The sequence below is a fragment of the Curtobacterium sp. MCLR17_007 genome (genome assembly GCF_003234655.2).
Taxonomy (GTDB): Bacteria; Actinomycetota; Actinomycetes; order Actinomycetales; family Microbacteriaceae; genus Curtobacterium.
Genome location: NZ_CP126271.1, coordinates 1457203 through 1480433 on the forward strand (window position 1 = coordinate 1457203; position 23231 = coordinate 1480433).

19 protein-coding genes are annotated in these 23231 nt (G+C 69.5%); 16 read left to right on the top strand and 3 right to left on the bottom strand.

All coding sequences use genetic code 11. The features are described from left to right. The first annotated feature begins 128 nt into the window (after positions 1 to 128). From dnaE to DEJ13_RS06940, 5 genes are read left to right on the top strand one after another with little or no spacing between them, the layout of a single operon-like run. Positions 129 to 3611 carry a DNA polymerase III subunit alpha gene (gene dnaE, locus DEJ13_RS06920; RefSeq protein ID WP_056125844.1) on the top strand — a complete coding sequence of 1161 codons (3483 nt, stop codon included), beginning with the start codon at positions 129 to 131 and terminating at the stop codon, positions 3609 to 3611. A gap of 6 nt (positions 3612 to 3617) precedes the next feature. Continuing rightward, entirely contained in the window at positions 3618 to 4436 is an 819-nt protein-coding gene (locus DEJ13_RS06925) for a hypothetical protein (RefSeq protein ID WP_111106771.1), read from the top strand. Next, positions 4433 to 5740: a histidinol dehydrogenase gene (gene hisD, locus DEJ13_RS06930; RefSeq protein WP_111106772.1), complete on the top strand. Its 1308-nt coding sequence runs from the start codon at positions 4433 to 4435 to the stop codon at positions 5738 to 5740. The genes DEJ13_RS06925 and hisD overlap by 4 nt, the downstream gene beginning before the upstream one ends. Positions 5741 to 5752: 12 nt before the next feature. Next, positions 5753 to 6250: a transcriptional regulator NrdR gene (gene nrdR, locus DEJ13_RS06935; protein ID WP_111106773.1), complete on the top strand. Its 498-nt coding sequence runs from the start codon at positions 5753 to 5755 to the stop codon at positions 6248 to 6250. Next, a complete protein-coding gene (locus DEJ13_RS06940; RefSeq protein WP_111106774.1) occupies positions 6247 to 7332 on the top strand; it encodes a quinone-dependent dihydroorotate dehydrogenase in 1086 nt (361 codons plus the stop codon). The genes nrdR and DEJ13_RS06940 overlap by 4 nt, the downstream gene beginning before the upstream one ends. A gap of 814 nt (positions 7333 to 8146) precedes the next feature. On the opposite strand, the gene DEJ13_RS06945 is transcribed toward DEJ13_RS06940, so the two are convergent. Then, positions 8147 to 8737, bottom strand: coding sequence for a DUF3043 domain-containing protein (locus tag DEJ13_RS06945; protein WP_082518149.1), 591 nt, complete (start codon positions 8735 to 8737; stop codon positions 8147 to 8149). Between the two features lie 72 nt (positions 8738 to 8809). Between DEJ13_RS06945 and DEJ13_RS06950 the strand changes: the two genes are divergently transcribed. From DEJ13_RS06950 to DEJ13_RS06975, 6 genes are all read left to right on the top strand, one after another. After that, positions 8810 to 10270 carry a dipeptidase gene (locus tag DEJ13_RS06950; RefSeq protein ID WP_111106775.1) on the top strand — a complete coding sequence of 487 codons (1461 nt, stop codon included), beginning with the start codon at positions 8810 to 8812 and terminating at the stop codon, positions 10268 to 10270. 183 nt (positions 10271 to 10453) lie between these two features. Further along, positions 10454 to 10843, top strand: a complete 390-nt coding sequence (locus DEJ13_RS06955) for a HesB/IscA family protein (RefSeq protein WP_056125427.1) — start codon at positions 10454 to 10456, stop codon at positions 10841 to 10843. Between the two features lie 298 nt (positions 10844 to 11141). Next, positions 11142 to 12041, top strand: a complete 900-nt coding sequence (gene ctaC / locus DEJ13_RS06960; RefSeq protein WP_056125425.1) for an aa3-type cytochrome oxidase subunit II — start codon at positions 11142 to 11144, stop codon at positions 12039 to 12041. 11 nt (positions 12042 to 12052) lie between these two features. Then, complete coding sequence (gene ctaD, locus DEJ13_RS06965; protein WP_056125424.1) at positions 12053 to 13789, top strand: aa3-type cytochrome oxidase subunit I; 1737 nt, start codon at positions 12053 to 12055, stop codon at positions 13787 to 13789. Positions 13790 to 13793: 4 nt separating this feature from the next. Further along, a complete protein-coding gene (locus DEJ13_RS06970) occupies positions 13794 to 14210 on the top strand; it encodes a cytochrome c oxidase subunit 4 (RefSeq protein WP_056125422.1) in 417 nt (138 codons plus the stop codon). A gap of 189 nt (positions 14211 to 14399) precedes the next feature. Further along, positions 14400 to 15773, top strand: coding sequence for a glucose-6-phosphate dehydrogenase (locus DEJ13_RS06975; RefSeq protein WP_111106776.1), 1374 nt, complete (start codon positions 14400 to 14402; stop codon positions 15771 to 15773). 91 nt (positions 15774 to 15864) lie between these two features. On the opposite strand, the gene DEJ13_RS06980 is transcribed toward DEJ13_RS06975, so the two are convergent. Then, entirely contained in the window at positions 15865 to 17763 is a 1899-nt protein-coding gene (locus tag DEJ13_RS06980) for a glycoside hydrolase family 15 protein (protein WP_258374081.1), read from the bottom strand. 53 nt (positions 17764 to 17816) lie between these two features. Continuing rightward, positions 17817 to 18881 carry an App1 family protein phosphatidate phosphatase gene (locus DEJ13_RS06985; protein ID WP_056125417.1) on the bottom strand — a complete coding sequence of 355 codons (1065 nt, stop codon included), beginning with the start codon at positions 18879 to 18881 and terminating at the stop codon, positions 17817 to 17819. A 143-nt stretch (positions 18882 to 19024) separates the two neighbouring features. Between DEJ13_RS06985 and DEJ13_RS06990 the strand changes: the two genes are divergently transcribed. The 5 genes from DEJ13_RS06990 (at position 19025) to DEJ13_RS07010 (ending at position 23083) form a co-directional block, all read left to right on the top strand. Next, on the top strand, positions 19025 to 19672 hold the full coding sequence (locus tag DEJ13_RS06990) for a TetR/AcrR family transcriptional regulator (RefSeq protein WP_056125415.1): 648 nt from the start codon (positions 19025 to 19027) through the stop codon (positions 19670 to 19672). Between the two features lie 126 nt (positions 19673 to 19798). After that, positions 19799 to 20644 (top strand): ABC transporter ATP-binding protein, encoded by an 846-nt coding sequence (locus DEJ13_RS06995; protein ID WP_111106779.1) that lies wholly within the window; start codon positions 19799 to 19801, stop codon positions 20642 to 20644. 77 nt (positions 20645 to 20721) lie between these two features. After that, a complete protein-coding gene (locus tag DEJ13_RS07000) occupies positions 20722 to 21438 on the top strand; it encodes an ABC transporter permease (protein WP_056125411.1) in 717 nt (238 codons plus the stop codon). Beyond that, positions 21435 to 22163, top strand: coding sequence for an ABC transporter permease (locus DEJ13_RS07005; protein WP_056125408.1), 729 nt, complete (start codon positions 21435 to 21437; stop codon positions 22161 to 22163). The genes DEJ13_RS07000 and DEJ13_RS07005 overlap by 4 nt, the downstream gene beginning before the upstream one ends. Beyond that, positions 22160 to 23083, top strand: a complete 924-nt coding sequence (locus DEJ13_RS07010; RefSeq protein ID WP_056125407.1) for an ABC transporter substrate-binding protein — start codon at positions 22160 to 22162, stop codon at positions 23081 to 23083. Before DEJ13_RS07005 ends, DEJ13_RS07010 begins: the two co-directional genes overlap by 4 nt. Positions 23084 to 23231: the final 148 nt, after the last annotated feature.

Sequence of the window (23231 nt, forward strand, 5' to 3'; positions counted from 1 at the left end):
TCGACACGCCCATGGGTGTCGTCGGCCGCGGTTAGGCTGTCTGCGTCCCACACGCAGTTCGTTCGACCGGAGGCCCCGTGGCGAGTTCCGACTCCTTCGTCCACCTGCACGTGCACAGCGAGTACTCGATGCTCGACGGCGCAGCGCGACTGAACGACCTGGTCGCGGAGACCGCAGCGCAGGGCATGCCTGCCGTGGCGGTGACCGACCACGGCAACATGTTCGGTGCGTTCGAGTTCTGGAAGGCCGCCAAGGCCGGGGGCGTCAAGCCGATCATCGGGACCGAGGCCTACATCACCCCTGGGACGCACCGGTCCGACAAGACCCGCGTGCGCTGGGGCGACGGCGGCGGTGACGACGTCTCCGGTGCGGGCTCGTACACACACATGACGATGTTCGCCGAGAACACCACGGGCATGCACAACCTGTTCCGGCTGTCGTCGAAGGCCTCGCTCGAGGGCTACTACTTCAAGCCGCGCATGGACCGCGAGCTCCTCAGCGAGCACCACGAGGGCATCATCGCGACGACGGGCTGCCCGTCGGGCGAGGTCCAGACGCGCCTGCGCCTCGGGCAGTACGACGAGGCGATCAAGGCCGCGGCCGACTTCCGCGACATCTTCGGCAAGGAGAACTACTTCGCCGAGATCATGGACCACGGTCTCGAGATCGAGCGACGGATCATGGGCGACCTGATCCGTCTGGCGAAGGACCTGGGCCTGCCGCTGGTCGGCACGAACGACCTGCACTACACGCACTCGCACGACGCTAAGTCGCACGCGGCGCTGCTCTGCGTGCAGTCTGGCTCGACGCTCAACGACCCGAACCGCTTCAAGTTCGACGCCGACGAGTTCTACCTCAAGACCCCGCAGCAGATGCGGCACCTGTTCCGCGACAACATCGAGGCCTGCGACAACACGCTGCTCATCGCCGAGCGGTGCGACGTCGAGTTCGACACCTCCGCCAACTACATGCCGAAGTTCCCGGTCCCCGAGGGCGAGACCGAGCACTCGTGGTTCGAGAAAGAGGTGGCGAAGGGCCTGCAGTACCGGTACCCCGGCGGGATCTCGGACGAGGTCCAGGCGCGCGCCGACTACGAGGTCGGCATCATCAACCAGATGAACTTCCCGGGGTACTTCCTGGTGGTCGCGGACTTCATCAACTGGTCGAAGGACCACGGCATCCGCGTCGGTCCGGGCCGTGGTTCCGGTGCCGGCTCGATGGTCGCGTACGCCATGCGCATCACCGACCTCGACCCGATCCGGCACGGCCTGATCTTCGAGCGGTTCCTCAACCCGGACCGCGTCTCGATGCCCGACTTCGACGTCGACTTCGACGACCGGCGCCGCGGCGAGGCGATCAAGTACGTCACCGAGAAGTACGGCTCGGAGCGCGTGGCGCAGATCGTGACGTACGGCACGATCAAGGCGAAGCAGGCGCTCAAGGACTCGTCGCGCGTGCTGGGCTTCCCCTTCGGCATGGGCGAGAAGCTCACCAAGGCGATGCCGCCGCCCGTCATGGGCAAGGACATCCCGCTCACCGGGATCTTCGACAAGGAGCACCCCCGCTTCAAGGAAGCGGTCGACGTCCGCACCGTGGTCGAGACCGACCCCGAGGCCAAGACGGTGTTCGACACGGCACTCGGGCTCGAGGGGCTGAAGCGCCAGTGGGGCGTGCACGCGGCCGGCGTCATCATGTCGAGCGACCCGCTGATCGACATCATCCCGATCATGAAGCGGGAGCAGGACGGCCAGATCGTCACGCAGTTCGACTACCCCGCGTCCGAGTCCCTCGGCCTGATCAAGATGGACTTCCTGGGGCTCCGCAACCTCACGATCATCAGTGACGCCCTCGACAACATCAAGAGCAACCGGGGGACCGACCTCGACCTCGAGACCATGGGCCTCGAGGACCCCGAGGCGTACGCGCTCCTGCAGCGCGGCGACACCCTCGGCGTGTTCCAGCTCGACGGCGGCCCGATGCGCGGTCTGCTGCGCCTGATGAAGCCCGACAACTTCGAGGACATCTCCGCGCTCATCGCCCTGTACCGTCCGGGGCCGATGGGGGCGAACTCCCACACCAACTACGCGCTCCGCAAGAACGGCGAGCAGCCGATCACGCCGATCCACCCCGAGCTCGAAGAGCCGCTCAAGGACATCATCGGCACCACCTACGGCCTGATCATCTACCAGGAGCAGGTCATGGCCATCGCGCAGAAGGTCGCGGGGTTCTCCCTCGGCCAGGCGGACATCCTCCGCCGCGCGATGGGCAAGAAGAAGAAGTCCGAGCTGGACAAGCAGTACGCGGGCTTCGAGAAGGGCATGCAGGACAACGGCTACTCGGCCGCTGCCATCAAGACCCTCTGGGACATCCTGCTGCCGTTCTCCGACTACGCGTTCAACAAGGCGCACTCAGCGGCGTACGGCGTGGTGTCGTTCTGGACCGCGTACCTCAAGGCGCACTACCCGGCCGAGTACATGGCCGCGCTGCTGACCAGTGTCGGCGACGCCCGCGACAAGCTCGCGCTGTACCTCAACGAGTGCCGCCGCATGGGCATCCGGGTCATGCCGCCGGACGTGAACGAGTCGATCGGGTTCTTCGCCGCCGTCGGCGACGACATCCGCTTCGGCATGGGCGCCATCCGCAACGTCGGCTTCAACGTCGTCGACGACATCGTCCAGGCCCGCACCGAGAAGGGCGCGTTCGAGTCGTTCCACGACTTCCTGCGCAAGATCCCGATCTCGTCCGCGAACAAGCGCACGGTGGAGTCGCTCATCAAGGCCGGCGCGTTCGACGAGTTCGGCGACAGCCGCCGAGCCCTCGTCGAGATCCACGAGGGCGCGGTCGAGGCAGCCGTCAAGGTCAAGCGCGACGAGGTCCACGGCAACGTCGGGTTCGACTTCGACTCGTTGTTCGCCGAGGTCGCCGAAGAGCAACCCGCCATGGCCGCCGTGTCCCAGGTGCCGGAACGGCCGGAGTGGTCCAAGCGCGACAAGCTGGCGTTCGAGCGGGACATGCTCGGGCTGTACGTGTCCGACCACCCGCTCGCCGGGCTCGAGATCGAGCTCGCGAAGCACCAGTCGATCACCATCGCCGACCTGATCGGCGCCGACGACTCGGTCGAGGGCGAGACGGTCACGGTGGCCGGGCTGCTGACGAGCGTGCAGCACCGGGTGGCCAAGACCAGCGGCAACCCGTACGGCATCGTGCAGATCGAGGACTTCGGCGGCGAGATCGGCGTGATGTTCCTGGGCAAGACCTACCAGGAGTTCGGACCGTCGCTCGTCGCCGACTCGATCGTGGTGCTGCGCGGGCGGGTCAACGTCCGCGACGACGGCAAGGCCCTGCACGCGGTGAGCATGTTCCAGCCGGCCCTCGGCGACGTGATGGGCTCCGGTCCGCTCACGCTGACGCTGCCGGAACGGCAGGCGACGACCACCACGGTCACCGAGTTGGCTGCCGTCCTCGGTCGCCACACCGGCGACACCGAGGTGCGGCTCCGCCTGCTCAAGGACGACGTCGCCCGCACCTTCGAGCTGCCGTTCCCGGTCAACCTGACACCCGACCTGTTCGGCGAGCTCAAGAGCCTGCTCGGCCCGCGCTGCCTGGTCTAGCACCGGATGACCGAGCACGCGGCACCGCGCCCCTCGGACGCGGTGCTGCGTGCGTTCGGCGTGGCGGGCGTCCCGCTCGAACGGCTGCCCGGCGGGCAGGGACAGACGTGGCGTGCGGGCCAGGTCGTGTTCCGTCCGCACGGCGACGCCCTGGAGGCCCGGTGGCGGTCCGACACGCTCGCCCGCCTCGAGCACACGGCCGTGTTCCGCACGCCGCGTCCGGTCGCCGCGACGGGCGGCGGCTGGCTCGTCGACGGCTGGGAGGCGTGGGAGTGGCTGCCGGGCGCGACCGACCCCACACGAGTGGACGACGTGATCGCCGCCGGTGCCGCGTTCCACCGGGCACTGGTAGGACTGCCCCGTCCCGGCTTCCTCGACGACGTCGGCGGTCCGTGGGCCGAGGCCGACCGGCTGGTGTGGGACGGTCTGCTGCCGGCCGACCCGACGCTCGACCGTCTGGCGCGGTCGTTCCGTCCCGTCGTGTCACCGTCGCAGCTCATCCACGGGGACCTGCTCGGCAACGTGCTCTTCGCCCGTGGGCAGCCACCCGCCGTCTTCGACTGGGCACCGTACTGGCGCCCGGCGGGACTCGGCGCCGCGATCGCGGCGGTCGACGCCGTCTGCTGGCACGGGGTGTCGATCGACCGCCTCGACGCGCTCGGCACGGGTGTCCCCGAGTGGTCGCAGCTGCTGGTCCGGGCGCTGGCCTTCCGCATCGCCACCCTGCACCTGCTGGGGGCGTGGGACCGCGCCCAGGCCGACCACCACCGGCCGGTCGTCGACGCGCTCGTGCAGGGTGCCGCCGGTACGCTGGTCGTCTCATGATGCAGCGAATCGACCTCCGTGGTGGCCTGCCCGCCCGCGCCGAACTCCTCCGTCTCATGCCGCGTGCCGTCGGCGACATCGCGGCCGCCGTGGACGCCGCACAGGTCCTGGTCGACGACGTCAGGTCCCGCGGTGCGGAAGCGTTGCGCGACCAGGCCGAGCGGTTCGACGGGGGAGCACCAGCCGACGTCCGGGTCCCCGCCGCCGAGATCGCCGCGGCCGTGGCGGGCCTGACGCCCGCGCTGCGCGAGGCCCTCGACGAGGCGATCCGCCGGGTCCGCGCCGCCAGTGCCGCGCAGGTCCCCGCAGCGTCGGTGACCACACTCGCCGACGGCGCCGAGGTGCACCAGCGCTGGCAGCCGATGCGCCGCGTCGGCCTGTACGTGCCCGGTGGCAAGGCCGTCTACCCGTCCAGCGTCGTCATGAACGTCGTCGCGGCCCAGGTCGCCGGGGTCCGCTCGATCGCCCTGGTGTCCCCGCCGCAGCGCGACCACGGTGGCGCCGTGCACCCGACGATCCTGGCGGCTGCCGGGCTGCTCGGCGTCGACGAGGTCTACGCGATGGGCGGTGCCGGCGCGGTCGGCGCACTGGCCTACGGCGTGTCGGCGATCGGTCTCGAGCCCGTCGACCTGGTCACCGGCCCGGGCAACAACTACGTCGCCGCGGCGAAGCGCCTGGTGCGCGGCGTGGTGGGCATCGACTCCGAGGCCGGTGCCACCGAGATCCTCGTGATCGCGGACGACACCGCCGACGCGGGGTTCGTGGCCGCCGACCTCATCAGCCAGGCCGAGCACGACGAACAGGCCGGCAGCGTCCTCGTGACGACGTCCGCGGCGTTCGCCGACGCGGTCGAGGCTGCCATCCCGCAGCGCACGGCCGTGCTGGGGACGGCCACGCGCCTCCAGACCGCACTCGACGGTCCGCAGTCCGCCGTCGTGCTCGTGGACTCGCTCGCCGATGCGGCCACCGTGAGCAACGCGTACGGACCCGAGCACCTCGAGATCCAGACCGCCGACGACGACGCCGTGCTCGCCGACATCGACGCGGCCGGTGCGGTGTTCGTCGGCCCGAGCACGCCGGTCAGCCTGGGCGACTACCTGGCGGGCTCGAACCACGTGCTGCCCACCGGTGGCCAGGCCCGCTTCGGGTCGGGGCTGTCCGCGTCGACGTTCCTGCGCCCGCAGCAGGTCGTCCGCTACACCGGTGCGGCCCTCGCCGAGGTCGCGCCGCACATCGTCGCCCTCGCGACCGAGGAGCAGCTGCCCGCGCACGCGGCAGCCGTGACGGAGCGCGTGAACCGATAGCCTGGGGGAGACATGTTCTGCCCCTTCTGCCGCCACCCGGACTCCCGCGTCGTCGACTCCCGCACCAGCGACGACGGCACGTCGATCCGCCGCCGCCGCCAGTGCCCGAACTGCGGGCGACGGTTCTCGACGACCGAGACCGCCTCGCTCAACGTCGTCAAGCGCAACGGGGTGCTCGAGCCGTTCTCGCGCGAGAAGATCATCTCCGGCGTGCGCAAGGCGTGCCAGGGGCGTCCGGTGACCGACTCGGACCTGGCCGTCCTGGCGCAGCGCGTCGAGGAGATCGTGCGGTCGTCGGGCGCCAGTCAGATCGAGGCGAACGACATCGGCCTGGCCATCCTCGACCCGCTGCGCGAACTCGACGAGGTCGCGTACCTGCGCTACGCCAGCGTCTACCAGGCGTTCGACTCGCTCGAGGACTTCGAGTCCGCGATCGGTCAGCTGCGCGTCGACCACCACGGTGGTGCCACCGGTCACGCGCCGGCCTCGGCCGCCGGGGCCGGCGCGTGAGCGGCGTCGGGGAGCGACTCGTCCGGAACGGGTACCGCGTCGTCTTCCGGTCCGTGTTCGCGAACATGGACCCCGAGCGCGCGCACCACATCGCCTTCGCGGTCATCCGCTGGTTGCCGCGCGTGCCGTTCCTCGCCAGCACGGTCGAGCGGTACTCCCGACCCGCGGCGGCGGACGGCATCACCACGATGGGCATCCACTTCCCGTCGCGCTTCGGGCTGGCTGCCGGCTTCGACAAGGACGCGCACGGCATCGCCGGGCTCGGGTTGCTCGGGTTCGGCCACGTCGAGGTCGGCACGATCACCGCGAAGCCCCAGCCGGGCAACGAGAAGCCCCGCCTGTTCCGGCTGGTCGGCGACCGGGCGCTCATCAACCGCATGGGCTTCAACAACCGCGGAGCCGCCGCTGCCGCGCGGCGGCTCGAGCGTGCTCGCCGGAACCCGGGACGGCCCGTCATCGGCGTCAACATCGGCAAGAGCCGGGTCGTCGACGTGGCCGACGCGGTCGAGGACTACCTCGAGTCGACCCGGCTGCTCGCGCCGTTCGCCGACTACCTCGCGGTCAACGTGAGTTCACCGAACACGCCCGGGCTGCGTGGTCTGCAGGAACTCGACCAGCTCCGCCCGCTGCTGACCGCCGTGCGGGACGCCGCGGGCAAGACCCCCGTGCTCGTGAAGATCGCGCCTGACCTGAGTGACGCGCAGATCGACGCGATCGCAGGGCTCGCCGTGGACCTCGGTCTCGCGGGCGTCATCGCGAACAACACGACCATCGCGCGGACCGGGCTGTCGGCATCGGCTGAGTCCGTCGCACAGATCGGGGCTGGTGGGCTTTCCGGAGCGCCGATCGCCGAACGCTCGCTCGACGTGCTGCGCCGGGTGCGGGCCGTGGTGCCGGCGGACTTCTGCGTGATCGCCGTCGGGGGAGTCACCTCCGAGGCCGACGTGCAGGCGCGGCTCGATGCGGGGGCCACCCTCGTGCAGGGCTACACCGCGTTCCTCTACGAGGGCCCGACCTGGGCGACCCGCATCAACCGGCTGCGTCGGCGGCGGTTGCGGCGCGAGGCGCGCGAGTCGCGCTGACGCTGGCCCCGGCCGCGGGTCCTGGCGGGTGTGTGCGATCGGTGCCGGTGCCGGTGCCGGTGCCGGCCTGCCACCCCCCAGGTTCCGTAATTCTGGCATCTCGAAGCGCGCGACCGGTCGCTTTCCGCACTTCGACGGTTGTCCCGCGGAGAGTTGTGCCACTTCGGCGGCGTGCACGGACCGATGCGGATGATGCCGTCTCGTGATCGACCGGGGCCGAGGATCTGGTCTCGTGAACGATCGGGGCCGAGGGGTCACGACCTGCCGCTCACGTCCGCTGAGGTGTCCCGATCCGTCGGTGTGCGGCGTCGAGGACCGCGAATTCTGGCATCTCGGCGGCGCGCGGGCGGCGCGTTGTGACAAGTCGACAGGACGTCTGGACGGGAGGTGCGGGGCGGACCCGCCTTGCGCCTCCCGTCCGCTGTGATGGCGGGGCATGGACGCGCCTGCCGAGGGGTCACGACTTGCCGCTCACGTCCGCCGAGGTGTCCCGATCCGTCGGTGTGAGGCGCCGGGGGCCGCAAATTCTGGCATCTCGGCGGCGCGCGGGCGGCGCGTTGTGACAAGTCGACGGGGCGTCTGGACGGGAGGCGCGGGGCGGACCCGCCTTGCGCCTCCCGTCCGGTGGGGTGGCGGGGCATGGACGCGCCTGCCGGGGGGTCACGACTTGCCGCTCACGTCCGCCGAGGTGTCGGGTTCCGTCGGTGTGCGGCGTCGAGAGTGGCGAATTCTGGCATCTCGGCGGCGCCGCCCGCCACCCGCGCACGACGAAGCGCCGCCGACCGAGGGCCGACGGCGCTTCGAGGGGCTGGACTCAGGCTGCGGGGTACTGACCGCGCTTGACCTGGGGCTTGGGCAGGCGGAGGAACCGCAGCTGCCACGCCCGCGTCAGGATGTAGAGGAACGTCCCCTTCTGGAACTGGCCGAACTTCGCCGTGAGCTTCTTGCGCAGGATGGCCCAGAGCACCACGCAGTCGAGCAGGAAGAGGGCGACGAACGCCCACACGAGCAGCAGTGCGTAGGACGCGGCGGCGGTCTGTGACGCGACGAAGCCGACGATCAGGAAGACCACCAGCACGGGCATCATCACCTCGCCCACGTTCCACCGGGCGTCGATGTAGTCACGCACGAACCGGCGCTGCTCGCCCCGGTCCTTGGCGGGCAGGTAACGCTCTTCGCCGTTGGCCATGCCGACGCGGGCCTTCTCGCGCTCGGAGTTCAGCCGTGCGCGGGCGGCCTTCTTGTCGACCGGCGTGTTGCCGACGAGGGGGCGGCGGTTGGCGGCTTCGCGCTCGCGACGCGACGGCGTGGGACGGCCCTTGCCCTGGTCGGGCAGCCCCTGTTCGAGCAGTTCCTCTTCCGAGGGGTTGACTGTCGTGTTGGTCTTGGGTGCTGCCTTGGCCACGATGATTCCTGCTGTCGGTGAGCGGTGCGCCGAGGAACGCCCCGGTGCTGGTTCTCCTCTAGATTACCGGGCATGACCGACACCCAACAGTCCGCGCCCGCGACCGACCCCGCGCTCCTCGACGCCCTCCGCGAACAGGTGCAGGGCGACCTGCCCACCACGATCGCCGACCTGTCGGCGCTGGTGCGGATCCCGTCGGTGTCGTGGTCGGCGTTCGACCCGGCGCACGTCCGGCGCAACGCCGAGGCCGTCGCGGAGCTCGCGCGGGGCACGGGCGTGTTCGACGAGGTCCGCATCGTCCGGAGCGCCGTCGACGGTGACACCCCGGACGGCGCGTCCGACGCGACCGGCACCGACCACGACGGCGTCGAGCTGGGGCAACCGGCGGTCCTGGCGGTGCGCCCGGCCCGGAACGGCAAGCCGACGGTGATGCTCTACGCCCACCACGACGTCCAGCCCCAGGGCGACGACGCCCTGTGGGAGACCCCGCCGTTCGAGCCGACGCTCCGTGGGGACCGCCTGTACGGCCGCGGTGCCTCCGACGACAAGGCGGGGGTGATGACGCACATCGCGTCGCTCCGCGCGCTGCACGCCCGGTTCGGCGACGACCTCGACCTCGGCATCGTGCTCTTCGTCGAGGGCGAGGAGGAGTTCGGCTCCCGCTCCTTCCGCACGTTCCTCCGCGAGCAGAAGGAGCACCTCGCCGCCGACGTGATCGTGGTCGCCGACAGCGACAACTGGTCGACCGAGGTCCCGGCGATCACCGTGTCGCTGCGCGGCAACGTCACGTTCAAGCTCACGCTGACGACGCTCGAGCACGCCAGCCACAGCGGCATGTACGGCGGCGCCGCCCCGGACGCGATGCTCGCGATGGTGCGGCTCCTGTCCTCGCTGCACGACGACCAGGGCTCGGTCGCCGTCGACGGTCTGACCGCGTACGACGCTCCCGTCCCCGCACGCTCCGAGGACGAGTTCGCCACCGACGCGGCCCTGGTCCCCGGGGTCAAGCCGGTCGGAACCGGCGACGTGCTGTCGCGCATGTGGTTCCAGCCGGCGATCACGGTCACGGGCATGGACGTGCCGAGCGTCGCGAACGCCTCGAACACGCTGCTGCCCTCGGTGTCCGCGCGGGTGTCGGTGCGGGTCGCGCCGGGCCAGCCCGCGACCGAGGCGTACGCCGCCGTCGAGCGCCACGTGCACTCGCACACGCCGTTCGGTGCGCGCGTCGAGATCAGCGAGCCGGACGCTGGCGACGGCTTCCTGGTGGACACCAGCGGATGGGCCGTGCGCGAGGCCCGTACGGCCATGACCGAGGGCTGGGGCGCCGCGCCGGTCGAACAGGGCATCGGCGGCTCGATCCCCTTCGTGTCCGACCTGGCCGCGGAGTTCCCGGACGCACAGATCCTGGTCACCGGTGTCGAGGACCCCGACACGCGGGCGCACAGCCCGAACGAGTCGCAGCACCTCGGCGTGCTGCACCGCGCGATCGCGAGCGAGACGGTCCTCTTGGCCCGGCTGGCGACGCGCGGCTGACGCGCGCAGGGACGGACGGGAGGCCCGGGTCGGCTCCGCCACGGGCCTCCCGTCCGACTCGTGCCCAGTCCCGCTCCGGCACTGCTTCTCCACAGGGCGGCGCCACATGGTGCGGACCGTCGGGGGCGGTGCTTACAATCGGGGGAGGCGCGGTGATCTGCACCGCCCGGAGGGAGACGCGCGATGAGCGACACCATCACGAGCGAAGCCACCGCGATCGACACGACCGCCACGGACGACACGGCCACGCACGGCGTGCAGCTCAGTGGCGCCGCCGCGGGCAAGGTCGCCAGCCTCCTCGAGCAAGAGGGCCGCGACGACCTGCGTCTGCGCCTCGCCGTCCAGCCCGGCGGCTGCTCGGGTCTGATCTACCAGCTGTACTTCGACGAGCGGCTGCTCGACGGTGACACGACTGCCGCGTTCGACGGTGTCGAGGTGGTCGTCGACAAGATGAGCGTGCCCTACCTCGACGGCGCCACGATCGACTTCGAGGACACGATCCAGAAGCAGGGCTTCACCATCGACAACCCGAACGCCCAGGGCAGCTGCGCGTGCGGTGACAGCTTCCACTGATCCCACCGCGATCTGCGGACCGACGCGGACGGGGAGTGACCGACAGGTCGCTCCCCGTCCGCGTTTCGCGTTCGATCGTCCACCGACCGCACCGAGTCCGAGGTGACCAGGGAAAAGGGCTCCAGCACCTGCGCCGATCGCGCCCCCAGGTGTGTCGCGTGTGCACTGAGCGTCACCGGCTGCGAGTAGGCTAGGAGTGTCCCACCCAAGCTGGGAGCCAGCCATGGAACACCTCGGTGGTCCGCCGTCGGTCTCCGACGAGCTGAGCCCGCAGCTTCAGTCTTTCCGAGAGGTAACAGTGCGTTCGAATCGCCGTATACGTTGGGCGGCCGTCCCGGTGGCCGTCGGTCTGGTCATCGCACTGGCGGGCTGCTCGCAGCAGCAGCTGAACGGATGGCTCCCCGGTACCGAGGAGACGAAGGACGTCACGAACCACACGAGCCGCGTCGTCGGCCTGTGGACCACCAGCTGGATCGTGCTGCTGGCCGTCGGTCTCATCGTGTGGGGCCTGATCATCTGGGCCGCGATCGTGTACCGCCGCCGGAAGGGCCAGACCGGCCTGCCCGTGCAGATGCGCTACAACATGCCGCTCGAGATCTTCTACACGATCGTGCCGCTCATCCTGGTGCTGGGCTTCTTCGCCTTCACCGCGAAGGACCAGGCCGCCATCGAGAAGCCGTTCGCGCAGCCCGACACCACGGTGCACGTCTACGGCAAGCGCTGGGCGTGGGACTTCAACTACATCGACCAGAACAACCCTTCCGAGAGCGTCTACTACCAGGGCATCCAGGCCCAGGAAGAAGAGAACGGCAACGGGGCGATCGACGAGTCGCAGCTGCCGACGCTGTACCTGCCGGTCGGCAAGAAGGTCAAGATCGAGCTGGACTCGCGCGACGTGGACCACTCCTTCTGGGTCATCGACTTCCTCTACAAGAAGGACATGCTCCCCGGCAAGACGAACTACGAGTACTTCATCCCGCAGAAGGAAGGCACCTACCAGGGCAAGTGCGCCGAGCTCTGCGGCGAGTACCACTCCCTGATGCTCTTCCAGGTCAAGGTCGTGTCGCCCGCCAAGTACCAGGCGTACCTCGACACCCTCAAGGACCAGGGCAAGGTGGGCCTGCTCGGCAACGAGTACAACACCAACACGAACCAGCCTGACAACAAGGCGCCCGTCACGGCGTCGGACGACAAGTAGGGGCTCGCCAGATGACAACGTCATTCGTCGGCCAACCGACAGCGACCGCGACGCCGGACTTCCAGGCGTCCAAGGTCGGTCGGAAGGGCAACATCATCGTCCGGTGGATCACCTCCACGGACCACAAGACCATCGGGTACATGTACCTGATCACGTCGTTCCTGTACTTCCTGCTCGCGGGCGTCATGGCACTCGTGATCCGTGCGCAGCTCTTCGAGCCTGGCCTGCAGGTCGTCGCGACGAAGGAGCAGTACAACCAGCTGTTCACGATGCACGGCACGATCATGCTGCTGCTCTTCGCGACGCCGCTGTTCTCGGGCTTCGCGAACGCGATCATGCCGCTGCAGATCGGTGCGCCCGACGTCGCCTTCCCGCGACTGAACGGCTTCGCGTTCTGGCTCTACTTCTTCGGCGCGCTGATCGCCGTCGGTGGCTTCCTCACCCCGCAGGGTGCGGCGTCGTTCGGGTGGTTCGCGTACGCGCCACTCAGTGACACGACGTTCACACCAGGGCTCGGCGGCACGTTGTGGGTGTTCGGCCTCGGCCTCACCGGCTTCTCGACGATCCTCGGCGCGGTGAACTTCATCACGACGATCATCACGATGCGTGCCCCCGGCATGACCATGTTCCGCATGTCGATCTTCACGTGGAACACCCTCGTGACGTCGCTGCTCGTGCTCATGGCGTTCCCCGTGCTCGCCGCCGCGCTGTTCGGCCTCGGCCTCGACCGCGTGTTCGACGCGCAGATCTTCAACCCGGCGAACGGCGGAGCGCTGCTCTGGCAGCACCTCTTCTGGTTCTTCGGGCACCCAGAGGTCTACATCATCGCGCTGCCGTTCTTCGGCATCGTCTCCGAGGTCTTCCCGGTCTTCAGCCGCAAGCCGATCTTCGGGTACAAGACCCTGGTCTACGCGACCATCTCCATCGCGGCCCTGTCGGTCACGGTGTGGGCGCACCACATGTACGTCACCGGTTCGGTGCTGCTGCCGTGGTTCTCGCTCATGACGATGCTCATCGCGGTCCCGACCGGCGTGAAGATCTTCAACTGGGTCGGCACGATGTGGCGCGGTTCGGTCACCTTCGAGACCCCGATCCTGTGGGCCATCGGCTTCCTGATCACCTTCACCTTCGGTGGTCTGACCGGCGTCATCCTGGCGTCGCCGCCGCTCGACTTCCACGTGTCCGACTCGTACTTCGTCGTGGCGCACTTCCACTACGTGGTCTTCGGCACCGTCGTGTTCGCGATGTTCTCCGGCTTCTACTTCTGGTGGCCGAAGTGGACCGGACGCATGCTCAACGAGCGGCTCGGCAAGATCCACTTCTGGCTGCTGTTCATCGGCTTCCACACCACGTTCCTGATCCAGCACTGGCTGGGCGTCATCGGCATGCCGCGTCGCTACGCGACCTACCTGCCGAACGACGGGTTCACGTGGATGAACCAGCTGTCGACCATCGGTGCGATGATCCTCGGCATCTCGTTCCTGCCGTTCATCTTCAACGTCTACGTCACCGCACGGAACGCGCCGAAGGTCGCCGTGAACGACCCGTGGGGCTACGGTCGCTCGCTCGAGTGGGCGACCTCCTGCCCGCCGCCGCGGCACAACTTCACGTCGATCCCGCGCATCCGTTCTGAGTCCCCGGCCTTCGACCTGAACCACCCCGAGGCCGGTGTCCCGGTGGGTGTGGGTCCCGCGAAGGACGCCCCGGATGCCCCGACCTACGACGCCGCGAAGGGCGAGGTGAAGTAAGGCGATGCGCGCCAACGTCAACCTGTTCTGGATCCTCTTCGGGTTCTTCATCCTCGCGGACGCCGCCTACACGATCTGGGCGATCCTCTACTACGGCAAGCCCGAGCCCGTTGGCACGGTCGGCATCGGTCTCGTCGGCATCATGTCCGCGTTCATCGCCTTCTACCTCGGGCGGGTGCTCTCCGCCCAGGGCGGTGACCTGCCCGAGGACCGGCAGGACGCCAACATCGAGGACGGCGACGCCGAGCTCGGGCACTTCAGCCCGTGGTCGTGGTGGCCGATCCTGCTGGCCGGCGCCACGGCGTTGACCTTCCTCGGTGTCGCAGCCGGTCTGTGGATCGTCCCGTTCGGGCTCGCCTTCGTGGCGATCACCCTGGTCGGCTGGGTCTTCGAGTACTACCGCGGCAACTTCGGGCACTGACCCGCACCTGACGCACTTCGGGCGGCACCACTTCCGGTGCCGCCCGAACTGCGTCCGGACGACGTCCCCGACCGGGCGAGCACGACGGACGACCCCGTCCGTCGACATCGCCCTCCGGGGGAATCAACCGGTCCGCGCCCGGCTTGTGCCACACGGACCCCCACAACCTCGCGAAAGGAGTCACCTCAGGTGACCGACAAGCGCACCCTCATCATCTTCGGCGCAACGGGCGACCTCGCCTCCCGCCTGCTCCTGCCGGGCCTCGGCACGTTCCTGCAGAGCGGCCGGGCCGTCCCCGTCCAGCTGATCGGGACCGGGCGCAGTGAGCGTTCCCCCGAGCAGTGGCAGGACGTCGTCACGAAGTCCTTCGCGACACAGGACGTCAAGGGCCCTGAGGTCGACGCGACCCTGGAGTCGACGGCGTTCATCCAGGGCGACCCGACCGACCCGAAGCACCTGAAGGCGCTCCTCGACGCGGCCGACAACGAGCCGATCCTGTACTTCGCGCTGCCGCCGCAGATCGCGTCCGACATCTGCGAGGCGCTGCAGGAGGTCGAGCTCCCCGAAGGCACGACCCTGGCGTTCGAGAAGCCGTTCGGCACCGACGTCGCGAGCGCGAAGGCCCTCAACGAAACGGTGCTCAAGCTGGTCCCCGAGGACCGCGTCCACCGCACCGACCACTTCCTCGGTCGCACCACGGTGCTCAACATCATCGGTCTGCGCTTCGCGAACCGCCTGTTCGAGCCCATCTGGAACGCCGAGAACATCGAGAAGGTCGACATCTTCTACGACGAGACCCTCGGTCTCGAGAACCGCGCCCAGTACTACGACGAGGCCGGCGCGATGGTCGACATGATCCAGTCGCACCTGCTGCAGATCCTCGGCATCGTGACGATGGACGCTCCCGCGGAGATCGACGCCGTCGAGTTCCGTTCGTCCCTGGCCCGCGCGCTCCGGTCGACCCAGCTCAAGGGCGACGACCCCAAGGTCGCGTCGCGCCGTGCCGTCTACACGGCCGGCACGATCGACGGCAAGGACCTGCCGTCGTACCAAGACGAGGACGGCGTCGACAAGTCGCGCGAGACCGAGACCCTCGCCGAGATCTCGGTCGAGGTCGACACCGCGCGCTGGAAGGGTGTCCCCTTCACGCTGCGATCGGGCAAGGCCCTCGGCGCGAGCCGCAAGGAAGTCCTCATCACCTTCAAGCCCGTCACGCGCCTGCCCTCCGGGCTGAGCGGTCGGCCCAAGGCGGACACGCTGCGCATCGTGCTGAACCCGGACGAGATCGAGCTCACCGTGTCGGCGAACGGCGGTGGCAACCCCTTCGAGATGGGGCAGGTCACGCTGTCGTCCTCGTTCAGCGACGGCGAACTGACGCCCTACGGCGAGGTCCTGAACGGCATCTTCCACGACGACCCGCTGCTGTCGATCCGTGGCGACGTCGCGGAGCGCTGCTGGGAGATCGTCGAGCCGGTCGTCGCCGCCTGGAAGGCCGACGAGGTCCCGCTCGAGGAGTACCGCGCCGGTTCGCGCGGTCCCGCAGACTGGGAGTCGTCGTCCTGACGAACTGACCACGACACGGACGGGAGGCCCGGTGCCAGCTGGCACCGGGCCTCCCGTCCGTCTGCGGTGGGAGACCGACGGCGGTGACGGATCAGGCGGGCGTGCCGGCCTGCTCGCCCTCGCCGGTCACGGACCGGGTGGAGCCGTCACGCTGCGACACCCGGGTGCGGTGGCCGGCCGCCTTGCCCCGAGCCCGGTTGATCGCGTCCGACGCCGACACCAGGGTCAGGTGCGAGAGTGCCTGCGGGGTGTTCCCGATGTGGTGCCCGGTGGCGACGTCGATCTCCTCGGAGAGCATGCCGACGTCGTTCGCAGCACCGACGAGCACGTCCATGAGCCGTTCCGCGTCCTCGATGCGCCCCGAGGCCGCGTACTGCTCGACGAGCCAGAACGAGCAGGCCAGGAACGGGTGCTCGCTGCCGCGCAGGCCGTCGAACCCCGACGAGGTGCGGTACCGCAGGATCAGTCCGTCGTCGCCGACCCGGAGGTCGTGCTCGATCGCGGCGACCGTGCCGAGCATGCGTGGGTCGTCCGCCTTGCAGTAGCCGATCTGGGGGAGCACGAGCAGGCTGGCGTCGACCTCGTCGGTGTCGTAGTGCTGGCGGAAAGCGCCACGCTCGGCGTTCCACCCGTGCTCGTCGATCTCCGCGCGCACGGCGTCACGGAGCTGGCGCCACCGGTCGACCGGGCCCTCGAGTCCGAACTCCTCGACCGCGGCGACGCCGCGGTCGAACGCCGCCCAGATCATCGCGCGCGAGTGCGTGAAGCTGCGTCGCGGCCCGCGCATCTCCCAGATGCCGTTGTCCGGTTCCTTCCAGTGCTGCTCGACGTAGCCGAGGAGGGCGCGCTGCAGTGCCCACGAGTCCGCGTTCTCCTCGAGCCCCAGCTCGCGCGCGTCGTGCAGGGCCGCCAGGACCTCGCCGAACACGTCGCCCTGGTACTGCGTGTACGCGCCGTTGCCGATCCGGACCGGCTTGGACCCGAGGTAGCCGGGCAGTTCGTCGAGCTCGCGCTCGGGGAGCTCTCGCTCGCCGGCGATGCCGTACATGATCTGGACGTCGGCCGGGTCGCCGGCGATCGCGCGCAGCAGCCAGCGGCGCCAGTGCTTGGCCTCGTCCTGGTACCCGTGCGCGATCAGCGACGCCAGGGCGAGCGACGCGTCACGGAGCCAGACGTACCGGTAGTCCCAGTTCCGCTCGCCACCCGGGTCCTCGGGCAGGCTCGTGGTGACCGCGGCGACCACCCCGCCGGTCTCGGCATGCGTCATCGCCCGCAGGAACAGCAGCGACTGCCGGGTCGCGTCGGCGTACGGCCCCTCCACCTGGGTCTTGCCGCTCCAGTCGTGCCACCAGTCGATGGTCCGGGTGAGCGCCTGGTCCACGTCGAGCGGCTCCGGCGGCTCGCGGTGCGACGGGTACCAGGTGAGCACGGTGTCGATGACGTCGCCGTCGTGCACGGTCGCGTCGGCGACGTGCCGGTGGTCGTCCGCGTGGAAGCGGGAGCCACGCACCAGGACGGAGTCGGGACCGGCCGTGGCGAGCAGGGCGGGACCGTCGTCGTCGCCGACCTGTCGGACCCAGGGCAGGGCCCGGGCGTAGTCGAACCGGATGCGCAGCGTCTGGCGCAGGTCGACCGATCCACGCAGACCGCGGACCCGGCGGACGATGCTGGCACGGTGCGCGTCGATGGGCATGAACTCCGTGACCTCGACGACGCCGGTCGCGGTGGTCCAGACGGTGCGCAGGACCAGGGAGTCCGGGGCGTAGTGGCGCTCGGCACGTGCTTCTGCGTCGGTCGGACGGAGGGTCCAGTGACCGTCGTGCTCGTCACCCAGGAGTGCCGCGAACGTCGACGGACTGTCGAAGCGCGGCAGGCACGCCCAGTCGATGGTGCCGGCGCGGTCGACGAGCGCCGCCGAGTAGCAGTCGCCGATGATCGCGTGGTCTTCGATTCGCTGGGGCATGCACCGATCGAACCACCGACCGCCGATGTTCCACCGGCTGCCGGAGGGATCGGCTGAAGGTCGGCTCAGGGTACGGAGCGTCAGCTGTCGGGCTGGTCGCCGAGGTCGGCGAGCCCGATCCGGCCGAGTTCGGTCCACAGGCCGGCACCGTCCGGGGCGTAGACCCACGGCGCGCTGGAGTCCCGCGATCGCTCCTGGGCGCGCGACCGACCACCGGCGAGCACTGCTTCACTCGTCGACAGCTGCCGGATCGCCACGCCGGCGACGTTGCCGGGGTGCTCGCGGACGAAGTCGCCGTACAGGGTCTCGTCGTGCTGCCCGTCGTCGCCGACCAGCAGCCACTGCACGTCGGGGAAGTCGCGTGCCAGGCGCCGGAGGTTCTCGTGCTTGTGCATCTGCCCGCTGCGGAAGAACCGGTCGTGGGTGGGGCCCCAGTCGGTCAGCAGGAGCGTGCCGGACGGGTACATGTTGCGCGTCAGGAAGCGCTGCAGCGTCGGCGCGACGTTCCACGCCCCGGTGGACAGGTAGACGGTCGGGGCGCCGGGGTGCTGCGCGAGGACGCGCTCGTACAGGACGGACATGCCCGGCACCGGGCGGCGGGCGTGCTCGGTGACGACGAAGGAGTTCCACGCGGCGAGCAGGGGCCGGGGGAGCGCGGTCACCATGACGGTGTCGTCGATGTCGGACAGCAGCCCGAAGCGCGTGTCGGGGTGGACGATGAAGACCTCGGCCTCGACGTCACGCTGCCCGCCCGCGGACAGCCGGACGGTGTGCCACCCGGGCTCGAGGTCGATCGGCACGATCGTGTCGACGACGCCGCCCCGGTCGGACTGCACGGTGTGCGAGGTCCCGCCCGCGGTGACCGTCACCTCGGCGTGGTCGACCGCGACGCTCGTGAAGGACTTCCACCCGCGGACGCCCTCGTAGGACACGTCGGACGCCAGGCCGCGCCGCGTGAGGAGCACCCGGCACAGCACGCGGATCCACCCCGGCGCGCCGTACCCGGTGTAGGGGATGACGGTCGGGACCTGTCCGCGGCGGCGGGCACGCTGTTCACGGAACTCCTGCACGGCGTCCTCGATGCGGGCGGCTCGGTGCAGGATGGGCTCGGCCAACGACGGTTCGTGGGACGTCGGGTCGGGCATCGGGCCATCATCCCACGGTGCGGACGCCGGTTGTCCACGATCCGGTGTCGACACTCGACGAATCGCAGCGATGTTCCAGCCGGGCTCTGGGAGAGTTGCCCCGTCACACAATCAGTCCGCGCTCGCTGCGAGAAGGAGAACACGTGCTCGTCACCGAGGTTTCGAACGCACTGCCGGGGGGATCATCACTGCTCAGGAACGAGCCGGTCCAAGCCCGCAGTTCGGCACGCCTCGCCGGACTCCTCGACGCGGCAGCGGCCGTCATCGACGAGATCGGGTTCGAGCGGCTCACGACCGCCATGGTCGCCGAGCGCGCCGGGGCGTCCATCGGCACGGTCTACCGGTACTTCCCGGACCGCATCGCCGTGGTCGAGGCCCTCGCGATCCGCAGCACGCAGCGTCTGGCGGCCCGCTTCGTCGAGGCGCTCGAGACCAGCGGGGCGACGACCTGGCAGGAAGCCTGCGACGCCCTCATCGACATGACGAGCGAGATGTACCGGACCGAGCCGGGGTTCCGCGCGATCCGCTTCGGTGACCCGGCCGACTCGGGCGTCGGTGACGACGACGACCGCATGGCGGCGCTCGGCGGCACCGTCGGCACGATCCTGCGGGAACGGTTCGGCATGCCCGACAACGAAGCGGTCTCGCGTGCGTGGGTGGTCCTGGCCGAGTCGTCCCACGCGCTGCTCGCCCGTGCGCACCGCGACCGCGAGCACCCGGACACCGCGCTCATCGAGGCCTACCGCACGATGAGCCGGGGCTACCTCGAGAAGGTCGTCGCAGCCTCCTGACGTGTTCCGGCGGGTGTCCCGCTGTCCGCGACACGTCACGATTCGACACGCGGTGCGACCACTGTCGGTCCTGACGGGTACTCTCACTCGGAGTCGGGCTACCTCCCATCAGAAGGGCACCCACCCATGATCGAATTCCGCTCGGTGCGCAAGACGTACCCGGACGGCACCAACGCCGTCGAGCGGTTCGACCTCGTCATCCCATCCCGCACCACGACGGTCTTCGTCGGGTCCAGCGGCTGTGGCAAGACGACGTTGCTCCGCATGATCAACCGGATGGTCGACCCCTCCTCGGGCTCGGTCTCCATCGACGGCAAGGACGTCGCCGACGGCGACCCCGTCAAGCTCCGTCGCAGCATCGGCTACGTGATGCAGAGCTCGGGGCTGCTGCCGCACCGCAAGGTCGTGGACAACATCGCCACGGTCCCGTTGCTGACGGGTGTGTCGAAGTCCGAGGCCCGGTCGCGGGCCCTCGAACTGATGGACACCGTCGGTCTCGACCGGGCCTTCGCGGACCGGTACCCGTCGCAGCTGTCCGGCGGGCAGCAGCAGCGCGTCGGCGTCGCGCGCGGCCTGGCCGTCGACCCGAACGTCCTGCTGATGGACGAGCCCTTCGGCGCCGTCGACCCGCTGGTCCGCAACGACCTGCAGGACGAGCTCATCCGCCTGCAGCGTGAGCTCGGCAAGACGGTCGTGTTCGTCACGCACGACATCGACGAGGCCTTCAAGCTCGGCGACCAGGTCGTCATCCTCAAGAAGGGCGGCGAGATCGCCCAGCTCGGCACGCCGGCGGAGATCCTCTCCGAACCGGCTGACGACTTCGTCGCGAACTTCATCGGTGCGGGCCGGGGCCGTCGTGCCCTGCGCATCGAGCAGACCCCCACCGGCCCGATCGTCGTCGACGGCGACGGTCGTGCTGCCGGAGTCCTGACCGGTCCCGTGGCGGTGGTGGACGCCGCGGCAGCAGTGTAGGGTGCCCCGTCCGCCACGACTGAGGCTGTTGCGTCCCACGACGCAGCGGGTGCTCCGGCGCAGGGTGGGAGCACCGAGTGAACTGGGTGCTGGCGAACGTCGACACGATCTGGGACGACGTCGTCGCACACCTGGTGATCGCGATCCCGCCGATCGTCATCAGCTTCCTGCTGTCGATCCCGATCGGGTGGCTCGTCGTCCGGCTCCGTCGCGCCGGCGGTCGGCGAGTCACTCGCGGCGTCGGCGGCGGCATCGTCACGGTCGCGGGTCTGCTCTACGCGATCCCCTCGCTCCCGCTGTTCATCGCGCTGCCGAGCATCCTGGGCACCGGTCTGCAGGACCCCGTCAACGTCGTCATCGGCCTGACGCTCTACGGCCTGGCGCTGATGGTGCGGTCGACCGTCGACGGCCTCGAGTCGATCGACGGCCCGACGGTCTCGGCCGCCACGGCGATGGGCTACTCGGGAGCGCAGCGGTTCTTCCGCGTCGACCTCCCGCTCGCCGGCCCGGTGCTGTTGGCGGGGCTGCGCGTCGTCGCGGTGTCGACCATCTCGCTCACGACCGTCGGTGCCGTGCTCGGCATCCAGAGCCTCGGCTCGCTGTTCACCGACGGCATCGGTCGCGGCATCACCGAGGAGATCGTGACCGGCATCGTGATGGTCCTGGTCCTGGCGTTCGCGCTCGACGGACTGCTCGTGCTGCTCGGTCGGCTCGTGATGCCCTGGACCCGGAAGTCCACTGTGTCCAAGCGTCAGGCGCGCCGGGTGCTGCAGGCTGCAGAGGTGACCTCGTGATCATCGGACAGGCCTTCGCGTGGGTGTTCGACCCCGCCAACTACGGCGGCTACAACGCCATCCCGACGCGGCTGTGGGAACACATCTGGATCTCGCTGCTCGCGGTGGTCATCGCGTCGCTGATCGCCGTGCCGCTCGGCTGGTTGATCGGGCACACCGGGCGCGCCCGTGGTGTCGCGATCGCGCTGTCCGGGGGCATCCGCGCCCTGCCGACACTCGGCGTCCTGACCCTGTTCGGCCTGCTGCTCGGCGTGGGGCTGCAGGCGCCGCTGCTGGCGCTCGTGATCCTCGCGATCCCGTCGGTGCTGGCCGGTGCCTACTCGGGCATCGAGTCCGTCGACCCGGTGACCGTGGACGCAGCCCGGGCGCAGGGCATGACCGGGTGGCAGATCCTGGCCAAGGTCGAGGTCCCGCTCGGCCTGCCGCTGCTGATCGGTGGCATCCGAGCCGCCGTGCTGCAGGTCGTGGCCACCGCCACCCTCGCCGCGTACGTCGGGGCCGGCGGCCTCGGTGGCTACGTCTTCCTGGGGCTCAAGACCCAGGACTACGCCGAGATGCTCGGCGCTTCAGTCCTCGTGATCGCACTCGCGATCGCGTTCGAGATCGTCTTCTCCCTGCTCCAGCGAGCGGTGGTGCCCGCGGGCGTCTCCGGTCGCACCGCGGGGGGACGCCAGGGATCGCGCGAGCGAGCCCGCAATCCCATCCCGGAAGGAAATCCCTCGTGATCACAGCACCCAAGATCCGCGCCGGCATCGCCGTTGCGCTGGCCGCGGGCGTCGTCGCCGCGTTGTCGGGCTGCGCGTCCAGCAACCCGCTCGACAGCGGTTCCAGCGCCTCGTCCGACTCGAAGACGATCGTCGTCGGCTCACAGCAGTACTACTCGAACGAGATCATCGCCGAGCTCTACTCCCAGGTCCTCGAGAAGGACGGCTTCAGCGTGAAGCGCAACTTCAACATCGGCCAGCGCGAGGTCTACCTCCCGCAGCTGCAGAAGGGCGCCATCGACGTCATGCCCGAGTACAGCGGCAACCTGCTGCAGTACTACGACAAGAACTCGACCGCGAAGACCGCGTCGGAGATCTCCGCCGGCCTCAAGGACGCACTGCCGAAGGGCCTCCGGGCACTCGACGCGGCCGAGGCCACGGACCAGGACAGCTACACCGTGACCAAGGAGTTCTCCGAGAAGAACGACGTCACGAGCCTGTCCGACCTGTCGAAGGTCAGCGACAAGCTGACCGTCGGCGCGAACTCCGAGTTCCAGACCCGACCGTACGGTCCCGAGGGCCTGAAGTCCGAGTACGGCGTCGACGTCGGCTTCACGGCCATCGAGGACTCCGGCGGGGCCCTGACCGTCAAGGCGCTCAAGGACGGCACCGTCCAGCTCGCCGACATCTACAGCGCGGACCCGAGCATCAAGGCGAACGACTTCGTGTCCCTCAAGGACCCGAAGAACCTCATCCTGCCGCAGAACGTCACGCCCGTCGTGTCGAGCAAGGTCAGCGACAAGGCCGCTGCCGACATCGACAAGGTCAGCAAGGTCCTGACGACCGACGCGCTCATCGAGCTCAACTCGAAGAGCACCGCGGACAAGGAGAAGGCGTCCACCATCGCCAAGGAGTTCCTGACTGACAAGGGTCTGCTGTAAGCACTGCGAACCGGTAGTACAACGACAGGTGTCGGGCGAACGCCCGGCACCTGTCGTCGTTCGTGGGGGCACAGGGTTTCCGCACGGTTGTGCCGTGCAGGCAGGTTGCACATTCGTGCACGAGCGGCTTCTACAACTTGTAGGAGCA

Coding starts and splice junctions, on each gene's coding strand:
- DEJ13_RS06985 (WP_056125417.1), bottom strand. CDS start 18,881: ATGCCCGACCCGACGTCCCACGAACCGTCGTTGGCCGAGCCCATCCTG.
- DEJ13_RS06970 (WP_056125422.1), top strand. CDS start 13,794: ATGCGCGCCAACGTCAACCTGTTCTGGATCCTCTTCGGGTTCTTCATC.
- ctaD (WP_056125424.1), top strand. CDS start 12,053: ATGACAACGTCATTCGTCGGCCAACCGACAGCGACCGCGACGCCGGAC.
- nrdR (WP_111106773.1), top strand. CDS start 5,753: ATGTTCTGCCCCTTCTGCCGCCACCCGGACTCCCGCGTCGTCGACTCC.
- dnaE (WP_056125844.1), top strand. CDS start 129: ATGCTCGACGGCGCAGCGCGACTGAACGACCTGGTCGCGGAGACCGCA.
- DEJ13_RS06955 (WP_056125427.1), top strand. CDS start 10,454: ATGAGCGACACCATCACGAGCGAAGCCACCGCGATCGACACGACCGCC.
- DEJ13_RS06950 (WP_111106775.1), top strand. CDS start 8,810: ATGACCGACACCCAACAGTCCGCGCCCGCGACCGACCCCGCGCTCCTC.
- DEJ13_RS06995 (WP_111106779.1), top strand. CDS start 19,799: ATGATCGAATTCCGCTCGGTGCGCAAGACGTACCCGGACGGCACCAAC.
- DEJ13_RS06925 (WP_111106771.1), top strand. CDS start 3,618: ATGACCGAGCACGCGGCACCGCGCCCCTCGGACGCGGTGCTGCGTGCG.
- hisD (WP_111106772.1), top strand. CDS start 4,433: ATGATGCAGCGAATCGACCTCCGTGGTGGCCTGCCCGCCCGCGCCGAA.